The sequence below is a fragment of the Pseudomonas auratipiscis genome (genome assembly GCF_036324085.1).
Classification (GTDB): domain Bacteria; phylum Pseudomonadota; class Gammaproteobacteria; order Pseudomonadales; family Pseudomonadaceae; genus Aquipseudomonas; species Aquipseudomonas auratipiscis.
In genome coordinates this window covers 471,069-482,928 of sequence record NZ_JAZDCU010000002.1, presented here as the reverse complement: position 1 = coordinate 482,928, position 11,860 = coordinate 471,069, and the positions used below count along the sequence as shown (strand labels likewise).

Below are 11,860 nucleotides of genomic sequence, written 5' to 3'. Positions count from 1 at the left end.
AGTTGAATACCAAGAGGTATAGCAACTGCCGGTCAAGTCAGCCTGGCCGTTTGGCGGCGTCGTTACTCAGCGGCCATTGAGTACCTGCAACATCGCAGCCGTTTGTGCATCTGCTACGCCGTCGAAACGCTGGGGGCGAAAGCGCATCTGGAAGGCTGCCAGAACATGTTTGGTACTGACATCGTAGACACCGGTCTGCTCGATTGCGTAGCCGAAGCGTGCCAATTGCTGCTGATACCAAGTGATACTCGGTGGATTGACGCTGAAGCGCGCCTGCTGCTGAGCCACTGCTTGCGCGTTGGGCCAGACACCCAAGCCTGCATCGGCCAGACGCTTCCAGGGGAACATCGGACCAGGGTCGAGCTTGCGCGACGGTGCGATGTCGCTGTGACCAACAATGTAGCGCGGCTGAATGTTGTTGCGTTTGACGATGTCCTTGAGCAGCACGATCAAGGCTTCGATCTGCGCTTCGGTATAAGGCTGCCAGACACGTCCTGCCGGTGTATCGGTGAAACCCGGGTTGACTATCTCGATACCGATGGAGCTGGAGTTGAGCCAGGTACGCCCATCCCACCGACTATCGCCGGCATGCCAGGCGCGGCGACTTTCATCGACCAACTGGTAGACCGTCGCCGGCGAGTCGCCAATCAGGTAGTGACTGCTGACCTCACCATGAGTCAGCAGCGCCAGGGAGCGCTCGAGGTTCGCGTTGGTGTAATGCAGGACGACGAACTGGATGCGTCCGTCCTGGTTGACCGAAGTGTGGCTGCGGTCGATCCGCAAACCACTGCTGCAGCCTGCAAGCGCAAGCAGCAAGAGCGCGGTAAAAATGGCTTTCATGGTGAAGGGCACATGTGATGATCTGCAATGCAATAGCATAACGTATGTACGCTACCGTCACTTATCCTTGTTCGACTCGATTTCTACCGAGATGTTTCGCGCGATAAAGCGCTTCATCAGCACGCTTGAGCACTACTTCACTGCGCTCCCCTGAGCGAAACGCGCTGATTCCGATCGACAGGGTAATGGTCACGCGCTCGCCCTTGAAGTGGAAAGGACAAGCTTCTACGGCGGCACGCAAGGTTTCGACCAATTGGCAGCCTGCAGCCAAAGCAGTCTGTGGAATCAACAGGACAAACTCCTCACCACCAAAGCGAGCAATGAAGTCCTGGGGGCGTAAGCGTTTACGCAACTCATTGGCGACTATCTTGAGCACCTTGTCGCCGGCCAAATGGCCGTAGCTGTCGTTGATCCGTTTGAAGTGGTCCAAGTCAAGAATAGCCATCAACAAATGGCCACCGCTCTCTTGCCAGTGCAGCAACTCCTGGTCGACGCGTTCCGACCAGGCAGCCCGATTGGGTAACCCGGTCAAGGGATCGATCAAGGCTTTCTGTCGCTGCTCCTCGAGATGCTCGCGATAGCCCATGGCTTCTTGTTCCATGTTGGCCACACGCTCGGCCAAGCCCTGCAAGCGACCCGCCATTTCCTGCTCGCGCTGATCACGTTGATGCTGATGCTCATCCATTGTGCCGAGCAACCCTTCCAAGCGGTTTTCCAGGACCGACTTGAGGCTGTCCAGATCGGCTGCACCTTGCACACTGTTTTGCAAACCGTCGACCTGTTCGCGCAACTGGCTGTCCAGGTCACGGGCAGCGGTGCTGTTGTCGGCATGGCCTTCGCTGGCTTCCTGCAAGTGGCTCTGAAACGACTCAAGTCTTTCGTTGAGTTGTTGCAAGTACGCTTCGAACTCATGCTGACCGCTGTCGTTGATGGCCAGCATGAGCACGGCCAGGTCGTCCAGTACCGGTAGCAACTCATACCAGTTCAGGCCATGTTCCAAACGGTCGCGCACATGTTGCGCCTGCTCCTTGTGGCGTTCGGGAAAGTCCAGGTCGTTGAGCAGGCCCAGCAAGGTTTCTTCAATGTGCGCGGCAACCGAGCTATAGCTTGGTTCGGTGCCATCGGGCAGAGCGTATTGGATAGCCTCGGGTAGCGCTTCGGCGCTTTCACCCTGATGCGCAGCGAGGGAGGCCTCAGCATCCACAGATTTCTCGACGGTTTCCAGAGCTTCGGGTTCTTGTGCCTGTAGCTCTGGCTCTGGCTCTGGCTCTCGCTCTCGCTCTAGTTCTATTTCTGGCGCCGAGACTACCGACACGGCTTCGGCTTCAGGAGCGATGCTGGTGGTTTGAGCTTCGGCGGGGGGCTGCAATTCATCGATGTCTGCAGACTCGTCGGGAGCAAGCAGTGGTTCGGCACCAACTGCCGCCTGCAGCGCAGGGACACTGCCCGCCACAGCGTGTCCTTCACCTGCAAAAGCCGGCTGCAACTCTTCGATTTCTGCCTCACGACCGCCAAACAATCGCTGTAGCAAGCCGGGACGCGCGATCTCCTCCGGCCGCTCCAGTGCCGACAGCGCCTGACCTTGCAGGCTGCTGAGCTCACCCAGCAACAGCGGCATTTCGCGTGACTGGCCGGCCCGGGCGTCGAGTTGCTTGGCGAATTTTTTCAGCGGACGACTGACATCACTTGGCAAGGGCAAGCTCTGCAACTGACTCACCAACGCATTCAACGCGGTACCTACCTGGCCGATCCGTGTTTCTCGACGCTGTTCGGAATCGAGCACCGCCTTTTCCAGGCGCGGAATGAGCCCAGCCAGGGCGGCATCCATGTTGTCGGTGCGGATAACTTCGCGCATTTCCTTCATGCACTGATCCACCGCCCGATCGCTACCTTCAGCGGCCAAGGTGCTACGCACCAGACCACGGCGCAACAAGTCGAGGCGGGCTTCCCAACGGCGCTCGAGCTTCTCTTGCTGTTCGATACTCTTGAGGTACTTTTCTTTCCAGCGTTGCGCTTCGTCGGTCATGCCTGGGTCCGCAGAGGGTAGTGGCAATTAGCTCAAAGCGGGCAGCGTATCCATAGCAAGGGCATCAGGCAAACGAATCTCAACAGCAACCGGAAGATGGTCGGAAATTGGCTGGGCCAGCACCTCGACCCGCTCCAGTGTCAGGCTCGGGCTGAGCAAAATATGATCAAGGCAGCGCTGCGGCCGCCAACTGGGGAAGGTGGCTTGCACTTGCGGGGCGACAAGGCCCAAATCGCGTAGGGGAGAGTGTTCGAGCAGATCATTGGCGTGAGTATTCATGTCGCCCATCAGCACCTGATGACGATATCCGCCAATCAATTCACGGATATAAGCGAGCTGCAGGGCCCGGGTCTTCGAACCCAGTGCCAGGTGCATCATGACCACGACCAGTGCGTCTTCGCCTTCACCAAAACGCACCAGAATCGCCCCGCGCCCAGCTGGACCAGGCAGGGGATGGTCTTCGAGCAATTGCGGCTTGAGGCGGCTGAGCACGCCATTGCTGTGCTGAGCAAAGCGCCCAAGGTTGCGGTTGAGCTGCTGGTACCAGTACGGGAAGGCACCCAGTTGAGCCAGATGCTCGACCTGATTGACGTACCCGGAACGCAGGCTTCCGCCGTCGGCTTCCTGAAGGGCGACCAGGTCGAAGTCACCGAGCAATTCACCGATTTTCTGCAGATTGCCGGCACGACCGTTATGCGGCAGCAAGTGCTGCCAGCTCTTGGTCAGGTAGTGGCGGTAACGTTCGGTGCTGATACCCACCTGGATATTGAAACTGAGCAGACGCAGCCTGCCATCCTCTGGCAGGCCATTTGCCTGCAAGTGATGTTCGTTGACCCGCGGGTCATGCAGGCCTACGCCTCGCTCAGCTTTCCAACGTCGCATGATGGGCGCCGCTTACTTGGCGGCGCGCTCCTTGGCGATCAGTTGGTCAGCAACGTTCAGCACACCTTGTGGACCTTGGGCAGTGCCCAGGTCGAAACGATACTTGCCGTTGACGACCATGCTTGGAACGCCGGTGATTTCATACTTCTTGGCCAGCTCTTTAGCCTTCTGTACCTGGCCTTTGATTGCAAAGGAGTTGAAAGTGGCGAGGAATTTGTCTTTATCGACACCTTGGGTAGCCAGGAACTCGGCCATTTCTTCAGGGTCGGTCAGTTTCTTGCGCTGCACCTGAATCGCTTCAAACACTGCAGCATGAACCTGGTGCTCGACACCCATGGCTTCGAGGGTCAGGAACATTTGACCATGTGCATCCCACGGGCCACCGAACATGGCGGGGATACGCTTGAAATTGACATCGGCGGGCAGTTTTTCCGCCCATGGATTAACCACTGGTTCGAAGCTGTAGCAATGCGGGCAGCCGTACCAGAACAACTCGACGACTTCGATCTTACCTGGCACCGACACCGGTACGGCGTTGCTCAGCTCGACATACTCCCGACCGGCTTCGATGGGCTCGGCAGCCTGGGCAGTCATTCCGAATACGCTGGCGGCGACCAGCGTGGCGCTGAGAATCAAATTACGCATGCTTCACTCCTGAGCAATCTATTGGTCGCCTCGATACGACCTGCGGTAAGACAGGTCGAAGCGGGCCCGAGTTCGTTAGTGTAACGGCAGCGGGCACAAAAAAGGGTGGCCCAAGCCACCCTTTTCATCTTTACGCTGCAGTATTAACCCAGCGTTAAAGCGTGGATCAGTGCAGACCCTGAATGTAGCTGGACAGCGCTTCGATGTCCTTGTTGCTCAGCTTGGCAGCGATGGTGCGCATCGTGGTGGCATCGCCGTCGTTGGTGCGATTGCCTTCGCGGAAGTCGGTCAGCTGTTTGGCAACATAGGTAGCGTGCTGGCCACCCAGGTGTGGGAAGCCGGCCAGGGCAATGCCCGCGCCGTTAGGCGAGTGGCAGCCGCTGCAGGCTGGCAGGCCCTTCTCGATGTCACCGCCATTGAACAGGGCGCGGCCATGCTCGACCAGCTTGGGATCGGCAGCACCTACGCTACCTTTCTGGCTGGAGAAGTAGGCAGCGATGTCGGCCATGTCCTGGTCGTTGAAAGCCGCGAGCATGCCGGTCATTTCCAGCACGGTGCGCTTGCCCGACTTGATGTCGTGCAGTTGTTTCTCCAGGTACTTTTCACCCTGGCCTGCAAGTTTCGGGAAATTCGGCGCCATGCTGTTGCCGTCAGGATTGTGACAAGCGCCACATACAGCAGTTTTGGCCTGACCAGCAGCGGCATCCCCTTTGATAGGCTCTGCGGCATTGGCTGCACCAGTGACGCCTAAGGTCAACAGCAGACTCACGAGTAGTTTGTTCATCAGCTAATCCAACTACGGCTAAGGGTGAAAGAGTTATGTATCGGGACTTTGGCTCATCCACTGGATGATCACCTGGTAGTCCTCGGCACTGCAGTCCATGCACAATCCACGCGGCGGCATAGCCTTGAAACCCTGTGTGACATGCTTCACCAGCGTCTCCATTCCTTGCGCCAGCCGAGGCTCCCATGCTGCCTTGTCACCAACCTGCGGTGCCTGCGGTAGCTGTCCGGCATGGCAAGCGGCACATGCTCGCTTGTACACTGCCTGGGGATCCTGTGTAGCCTGAGCGCTGAAAAACGGTATCAAGACACCTGCAGCAAGCAGCCATTTCGTCATACGAACGACCTTTCAGGGTTGGGGGTTGCACTGCGTTCTACTGCGCGAGCTTGAATCAACCGCCCCCGTGCACATCCTCCTACGCCGGGATAATGCGCACACAAAAACTGGGGCATTATATACTCCCGTTACTGAAACGGAAACGACACTGCTTGCCGAGACCTCCTCGCGCAACGCCCAATCGGAAAAACCATGCAAGTCAAAAACCCCATTCTCGGTCTCTGCCAACAAGCCAAATTCGCGCTCAGCGCCGCCAAGGTCGACCAGTGCCCAGCCGACCAAGGCTACGAAGTGGCTTTTGCCGGCCGCTCCAACGCCGGCAAATCCAGCGCCCTGAATACCCTGACCCACGCCAGCCTGGCGCGCACCTCGAAAACACCGGGGCGCACCCAGCTTTTGAATTTCTTCAGTCTGGACGATGAACGGCGTTTGGTCGACTTGCCGGGTTACGGTTATGCCAAGGTTCCGATTCCGCTCAAGCAGCACTGGCAGAAGCACCTGGAAGCCTACCTGGGCAGCCGCGAATGCCTGAAGGGCCTGATCCTGATGATGGACGTGCGCCATCCAATGACCGATTTCGACAAGATGATGCTCGACTGGTCCCAGGCCGCTGGCATGCCTATGCATATCCTGTTGACCAAGGCCGACAAGCTGACCTTCGGCGCAGCCAAGAACACCCTGCTCAAAGTGCAGTCCGAAATCCGCAAGGGTTGGGGTGATGCCGTGACTATCCAGTTGTTCTCGGCCCCCAAGCGCCAGGGCTTGGAAGAAGCCTATGGCGTATTGGCCAAGTGGATGGAATTGGCCGACAAGCCCGCAGAATAAGGGCTGCCCGGCAAACGCCGGGCAAAAAAAACCCCGGACTTCGTATGGGGAGGGGGAAGTTCGGGGTCCAAGTTTCCGGACCGCTAGGGCGGGGTCCAGATATCTGCCAACACTTAACACAACATAGGAGCATCGAAGGGCTTCACCAGCCATTCAGGTACTCTGAGTCGCAGTTCACTGGTTTAGTTCCGAAGCTTTAGAAACTATTTGCGATAGGGCCAAATTCCTTTCGAGATAACGTCCCTGGAACCGAAAAAAAGCCGCGACGATATGTCGCAGATTTTTTCGGCAATTAGGCGCATTTTTAATGCGCTTCGTCCCAATTTGACCCTACTCCCACCTCAACCAGCAGTGGAACATCGAGTGATGCGGCATTGCTCATGTGCGGGCGAATTTGTTCACGGACCTGCTCGATCAGGTCTTCGCGCACCTCCAGAACCAGTTCATCGTGGACCTGCAGAATGACTCGAGCGTCCAGGCCAGACTCGGTAAGCCAGTTATCCACAGCCACCATGGCGCGCTTTATAATGTCTGCCGCCGTGCCCTGCATCGGCGCGTTGATCGCCGTGCGTTCTGCCCCCTTGCGCAAGGCTGGGTTCTTGGCATTGATTTCAGGCAAGTACAAACGGCGACCAAACAGTGTTTCGACAAAGCCTTGTTCCGCCGCCTGCGCGCGAGTGCGCTCCATGTAGGCCAGCACACCGGGATAACGCGCAAAATAGCGGTCGATATAAGCCTGGGACTGTTTGCGGTCCACGCCGATCTGCTTGGCCAGGCCAAAAGCGCTCATGCCATAGATCAAACCGAAGTTGATCGCCTTGGCGCTGCGTCGCTGATCGATGGTGACATCTGCCAGGTCAACACCGAAAACCTCCGCCGCAGTGGCCCGGTGTACGTCCAGGTCGTTGCGAAACGCGTGCAGCAGCCCCTCGTCCTTGGCCAGGTGCGCCATGATTCGCAGTTCAATCTGCGAATAGTCCGCCGCCAGAAGCTGATAGCCAGGCGCTGCGATGAAGGCTTGGCGAATCCGCCGACCTTCCGCGGTGCGGATTGGAATGTTCTGCAGGTTCGGATCACTGGAGGACAAACGACCGGTGGCTGCGACTGCCTGCTGGTACGAGGTATGGATACGCCCGGTGCGCGGATTGATCTGTTCCGGCAGGCGGTCGGTGTAGGTGCTTTTGAGCTTGCTCAAGGAGCGGTACTGCATCAGCACCTTCGGCAGTGGGAACTCCATGTCGGCCAGTTCAGCCAATACCGCTTCAGCGGTAGAGGCCTGGCCCTTGGCGGTCTTGCTCAGCACCGGCATGCCGAGCTTTTCGTAAAGGATCACGCCCAGTTGCTTAGGGGAGCCGAGGTTGAACTCCTCACCTGCAATGGCAAAAGCCTCGCGCTCCAACTCGACCAGCTTATCGCCCAACTCGACGCTCTGGATACCCAGCAAGTTCGCATCGACCAGCGCACCTTGGCGTTCGATTTTCGCCAACACTGGCACCAGCGGCATTTCGATATCGGTCAGCACCGGCAATACGCTAGGGGTTTTAGCCAGCTTCTGTTGCAGCGCCTGGTGCAGGCGCAGGGTAACGTCCGCATCTTCGGCCGCGTAGGGGCCGGCCTGTTCCAGACTGATCTGGTCGAACGTCAGCTGTTTGGCGCCTTTCCCGGCAATGTCGGTAAAACCGATGGTGGTGTGGTTCAGGTACTTGAGCGCCAGGCTGTCCATGTCGTGGCGGGTAGCCGTGGAGTCCAGCACATAGGATTCAAGCATGGTGTCGAAAGACACGCCCTGCATCAGAATGCCATTGGCACTATCACCACCAATGGCGCAGTTGGCGAGGATGTTCATGTCGTACTTGGCGTTCTGCCCGACTTTGAGTTTGCTCGGGTCTTCCAGCAACGGTTTGAGCGCCAGCAGCACGCTGTCACGATCCAGTTGCTCAGGCGCGCCCATATAACTATGGGTCAAGGGCACATAAGCGGCTTCGTGGGCCTGCACGGCGAAGGACAAACCCACCAGCTGCGCCTGTTGCGCGTCCAGGCCGGTAGTTTCGGTGTCAAAGGCAAACAATGGGGCGGCACGCAGCTTTTCCAGCCAAGCGTCGAAGCGGGCCTGATCGAGGATAGTTTCATACTTCGCCTCGACCACTTCCTCGACGACCTCGGCGACGATCTCCTGGCCGGCTCGCTTGGCGTCACGTTGTACCTCGTCGATCCAGCTCTTGAACTCCATTTCGGTGTATAGCTCAAGCAGCGCTTCGCGATCCGGCTCGCCACACACCAGGTCGTCGACTTCAACATCCAGCGGTACATCGACCTTGATCGTTGCCAATTCATAGGAAAGGAAGGCCGCATCGCGGTGCTCTTCAAGCTTTGCTGGCAAGGTCTTGGCGCCACGAATGGCCAGGCCTGGGACCTTGTCCAGATTCTCGTAAAGCTCGCGCAAACCACCGCCAATACCGGTCAACAGGCCAACGGCGGTCTTTTCGCCGACGCCTGGAACACCCGGAATGTTGTCGACTTTGTCGCCCATCAGGGCAAGAAAGTCGATGATGTGCTCAGGACCGACGCCGAATTTCTCGTGTACGCCAGGTACGTCGAGGACAGTACCGGTCATGGTATTGACCAGCGTAATGTGGCCATCAACCAATTGCGCCATGTCCTTGTCACCGGTAGAGATGATCACCGGGCGGTCCAGAGCGGCGCTGCTGCGGGCCAAAGTGCCGATAACATCGTCGGCCTCTACCCCTTCTACGCACAACAATGGATAGCCCAAGGCACGAACGCTGGCATGCAACGGTTCGACCTGCACACGCAGATCGTCCGGCATGCTGGGCCGGTTGGCCTTGTACTCGGCGAACATTTCATCACGGAAGGTGCCGCCCTTGGCGTCGAACACCACCGCAAACAAGCTGTCCGGATACTGCTTGCGCAGGCTCTTGAGCATGTTCAGCACGCCCTTGACCGCACCGGTCGGCATGCCCTTGGAGGTGGTCAGCGGCGGCAGCGCATGGAAGGCGCGGTAGAGGTATGAGGAACCGTCCACCAGGACGAGGGGAGCTTGGCTCATGAGCAGAATCAACCTTTTCGGCGGGCCCGGCGCTAGAATGTCCGGAACATTGACGACAAAGGGACAAGGTTATCATGCGTACACTAAATCGCCTGTTGCTGCTCAGCCTGTTGGCAGCCACTCCGGTCGTCACCTTGGCCGCAGAAGATGCGCCATCGGCTGATCCGGAAGTAACTATTCGCACGGAAGGCGACAAGACTATTCAGGAATACCGTCAAAATGGCTTCCTGTATGCAATCAAGGTCACCCCAAAAGGTGGCAAGCCTTATTTCCTGGTACGCGCCGACGGTACGGACGCCAACTTTGTTCGCTCCGACCAACCAGACATGCTGATCCCTTCGTGGAAAATCTTCGAGTGGAAGTAAGCCGTACCCTTCACATCAACCTGGCACTTCGCTGTAGAGGTGCCCGTATGGGCAATTTTTGATCATGTCAGTCTTCACCCCCCTGACCCGGCCTGAGCTGGAAACCTTTCTGGCGCCGTACGGCCTTGGCCGCCTGCGAGACTTCCAGGGCATTGCCGCCGGCACCGAGAACAGCAATTTCTTTGTCAGTCTGGAACAGGGAGAGTACGTGCTGACGTTGGTCGAGCGCGGTCCGATCCAGGATCTGCCGTTCTTCATCGAACTGCTCGACGTGCTGCATGAGGCCGACCTGCCGGTGCCTTACGCCCTGCGCGACACCGACGGCGTGGCCTTGCGCGAGCTGGCTGGCAAGCCGGCGCTGTTGCAGCCGCGCCTGGCTGGCAAGCACATCAAGGCCGTCAATAATCAGCATTGTGTGCAGATCGGCGAATGGCTAGGCCACCTGCACCTGGCAACTCGCAACAAAGTGCTGGAGCGCAAGACTGATCGCGGCCTGGACTGGATGCTGGAGACCGGTGTCGAGCTGATGCCACGCTTGAGTGAACAACAGCGCCAGTTGTTGCAAGGCTGCCTCGACGAGATCAGCGCGCATCAGGCGCAGATCATGGCACTGCCACGGGCCAACCTGCATGCCGACCTGTTTCGCGACAATGTCTTGTTCGAAGGCACTCACCTTACCGGTGTGATCGATTTCTACAATGCCTGCTCCGGGCCAATGCTCTATGACCTGGCCATTACCCTCAACGATTGGTGCTGCGATGATCACGGCAACATCGACAGCCCGCGGGCGCGAGCACTGCTCGGTGCCTACGCGGCACTGCGTCCATTCACTGCTGCCGAAGCCCAGCTGTGGCCGATCATGTTGCGCATCGCCTGCGTACGCTTCTGGCTGTCGCGCTTGATCGCTGCCGAATCTTTCGCGGGCATGGATGTGCTGATCCACGACCCTGCAGATTTTGAAGTTCGGCTGGCGGCGCGCCAACACGTGGAAATTGCCTTGCCGTTTGCCTTGTAAGGTAACCTGCGATCCCGGTCGGGATGGGTTTACTCCGGGCCGGGCCCGGAGCATGCCCGCCACATTGCGGCAGGATCGCGGGGCAAGCCCGCTCCTGCCGAGTTACCGCGGTCGTCCTAGAGCTTTTCCAGGCAGCCAGCCAAATCATTGCCCAGCTTCTCGAGCAATTGCTCGTAACCCTGAGCGCTCGCCGGCGCCGTGCCGCCCAATGCATCCAGCTCAGCCAGGGTTACCGGCAAACCTGCCGTCAATGTCTCGGCCAGACGCGGACGCAGCGGCGGTTCACTGAACACACAAGTCTTGCCTGTTTCCTGCAGGCGCTTACGCATTGCCGCCACGTGCTGTGCACCTGGCTGTACTTCGGCAGCCACACTGAAAACGCCCGCATGCTTGAGGCCATACGCCGACTCGAAATAGTCGAATGCCTCGTGAAACACAAAGAACGGCTTGGCGCTGACACCGGCCAAACGCGTCTTCAGGCGCGCATCCAGGGCGTCCAGGCGCTCATTGAAGACTTTCAGATTGCTCTGGTAGCGCGCCGCATTGGCTGGGTCGACGCCGCTGAGGTCAGCAGCCATCTTCGCCGCAATTACCCGAGCGTTGACCGACGACAGCCACAGGTGCGCATCAAGGCTGCCTGGGCGATGGTCGTGGTCATGATCATCGCCGTCTTCGTCATGTGAATGGCTGTCTTCGCCAAAATGACGCAGATGCAGCCCCGGCAGGTCCTGTACAGCTACGCTCGGCTTACTGCGGGTTTTCAGCACCCGAGGCAGGAAGCCTTCCATATCCGGACCGATCCAGTACAACAACTCCACATCGCCCACCCGGCGTACATCGGAAGGGCGCAGTGCGTAGTGATGTGGCGAGGCGCCAGGCGGCAGCAATACTTCCGGGCTGCCAACACCATCCTGGACTGCAGCGGCAATCTGCTGCAGAGGCTTGATGCTGGTCAGGACACGGACCTCAGCCTGTGCCTGAACCATCACCATCGAGGTGATAAAAGCGACAAAAAGGGCAAAAAATCGAGACACGATGACCACTCACAGGGGCAGGAACAGGTAACATAATAACG

General features: G+C 58.4%; 11 protein-coding genes. 3 read left to right on the top strand and 8 right to left on the bottom strand.

All coding sequences use genetic code 11. The features are described from left to right. Positions 1 to 66: 66 nt before the first annotated feature. The 6 genes from V0R60_RS04700 to V0R60_RS04675 all read right to left on the bottom strand — a co-directional run bounded on the left by V0R60_RS04700 (position 67) and on the right by V0R60_RS04675 (position 5,513). On the bottom strand, positions 67 to 840 hold the full coding sequence (locus tag V0R60_RS04700) for an N-acetylmuramoyl-L-alanine amidase (RefSeq protein ID WP_330078764.1): 774 nt from the start codon (positions 838 to 840) through the stop codon (positions 67 to 69). Between the two features lie 61 nt (positions 841 to 901). Next, positions 902 to 2,866, bottom strand: a complete 1,965-nt coding sequence (locus tag V0R60_RS04695) for a GGDEF domain-containing protein (protein WP_330078765.1) — start codon at positions 2,864 to 2,866, stop codon at positions 902 to 904. Positions 2,867 to 2,893: 27 nt separating this feature from the next. Continuing rightward, the gene (locus V0R60_RS04690) at positions 2,894 to 3,751 is read right to left on the bottom strand and encodes an endonuclease/exonuclease/phosphatase family protein (protein ID WP_168198501.1); all 858 of its coding nucleotides are present in this window, start codon (positions 3,749 to 3,751) and stop codon (positions 2,894 to 2,896) included. Positions 3,752 to 3,760: 9 nt separating this feature from the next. Then, positions 3,761 to 4,393, bottom strand: a complete 633-nt coding sequence (gene dsbA / locus V0R60_RS04685) for a thiol:disulfide interchange protein DsbA (RefSeq protein ID WP_136473897.1) — start codon at positions 4,391 to 4,393, stop codon at positions 3,761 to 3,763. Between the two features lie 166 nt (positions 4,394 to 4,559). Then, the gene (locus V0R60_RS04680; protein WP_136473896.1) at positions 4,560 to 5,177 is read right to left on the bottom strand and encodes a c-type cytochrome; all 618 of its coding nucleotides are present in this window, start codon (positions 5,175 to 5,177) and stop codon (positions 4,560 to 4,562) included. Positions 5,178 to 5,210: 33 nt separating this feature from the next. Beyond that, complete coding sequence (locus tag V0R60_RS04675; protein WP_136473895.1) at positions 5,211 to 5,513, bottom strand: c-type cytochrome; 303 nt, start codon at positions 5,511 to 5,513, stop codon at positions 5,211 to 5,213. 192 nt (positions 5,514 to 5,705) lie between these two features. On the opposite strand from V0R60_RS04675, the gene yihA reads away from it, so the two are divergent. After that, positions 5,706 to 6,338 (top strand): ribosome biogenesis GTP-binding protein YihA/YsxC, encoded by a 633-nt coding sequence (gene yihA, locus V0R60_RS04670; protein ID WP_136473894.1) that lies wholly within the window; start codon positions 5,706 to 5,708, stop codon positions 6,336 to 6,338. 304 nt (positions 6,339 to 6,642) lie between these two features. On the opposite strand, the gene polA is transcribed toward yihA, so the two are convergent. Then, complete coding sequence (gene polA / locus V0R60_RS04665; RefSeq protein WP_330078766.1) at positions 6,643 to 9,405, bottom strand: DNA polymerase I; 2,763 nt, start codon at positions 9,403 to 9,405, stop codon at positions 6,643 to 6,645. 74 nt (positions 9,406 to 9,479) lie between these two features. On the opposite strand from polA, the gene V0R60_RS04660 reads away from it, so the two are divergent. Continuing rightward, positions 9,480 to 9,770 carry a DUF2782 domain-containing protein gene (locus tag V0R60_RS04660; protein ID WP_136473892.1) on the top strand — a complete coding sequence of 97 codons (291 nt, stop codon included), beginning with the start codon at positions 9,480 to 9,482 and terminating at the stop codon, positions 9,768 to 9,770. 64 nt (positions 9,771 to 9,834) lie between these two features. Beyond that, complete coding sequence (locus tag V0R60_RS04655) at positions 9,835 to 10,785, top strand: homoserine kinase (RefSeq protein WP_330078767.1); 951 nt, start codon at positions 9,835 to 9,837, stop codon at positions 10,783 to 10,785. A 116-nt stretch (positions 10,786 to 10,901) separates the two neighbouring features. Here V0R60_RS04655 and V0R60_RS04650 read toward each other — a convergent pair whose 3' ends face one another. Then, positions 10,902 to 11,819 (bottom strand): zinc ABC transporter substrate-binding protein, encoded by a 918-nt coding sequence (locus V0R60_RS04650; RefSeq protein ID WP_330078768.1) that lies wholly within the window; start codon positions 11,817 to 11,819, stop codon positions 10,902 to 10,904. Positions 11,820 to 11,860: the final 41 nt, after the last annotated feature.

Excerpts from the sequence above, each read along its gene's own strand:
- dsbA (WP_136473897.1), bottom strand. The coding sequence starts at position 4,393 with ATGCGTAATTTGATTCTCAGCGCCACGCTGGTCGCCGCCAGCGTATTC.
- V0R60_RS04680 (WP_136473896.1), bottom strand. The coding sequence starts at position 5,177 with ATGAACAAACTACTCGTGAGTCTGCTGTTGACCTTAGGCGTCACTGGT.
- V0R60_RS04675 (WP_136473895.1), bottom strand. The coding sequence starts at position 5,513 with ATGACGAAATGGCTGCTTGCTGCAGGTGTCTTGATACCGTTTTTCAGC.
- yihA (WP_136473894.1), top strand. The coding sequence starts at position 5,706 with ATGCAAGTCAAAAACCCCATTCTCGGTCTCTGCCAACAAGCCAAATTC.
- V0R60_RS04655 (WP_330078767.1), top strand. The coding sequence starts at position 9,835 with ATGTCAGTCTTCACCCCCCTGACCCGGCCTGAGCTGGAAACCTTTCTG.
- V0R60_RS04695 (WP_330078765.1), bottom strand. The coding sequence starts at position 2,866 with ATGACCGACGAAGCGCAACGCTGGAAAGAAAAGTACCTCAAGAGTATC.
- V0R60_RS04700 (WP_330078764.1), bottom strand. The coding sequence starts at position 840 with ATGAAAGCCATTTTTACCGCGCTCTTGCTGCTTGCGCTTGCAGGCTGC.
- V0R60_RS04660 (WP_136473892.1), top strand. The coding sequence starts at position 9,480 with ATGCGTACACTAAATCGCCTGTTGCTGCTCAGCCTGTTGGCAGCCACT.
- polA (WP_330078766.1), bottom strand. The coding sequence starts at position 9,405 with ATGAGCCAAGCTCCCCTCGTCCTGGTGGACGGTTCCTCATACCTCTAC.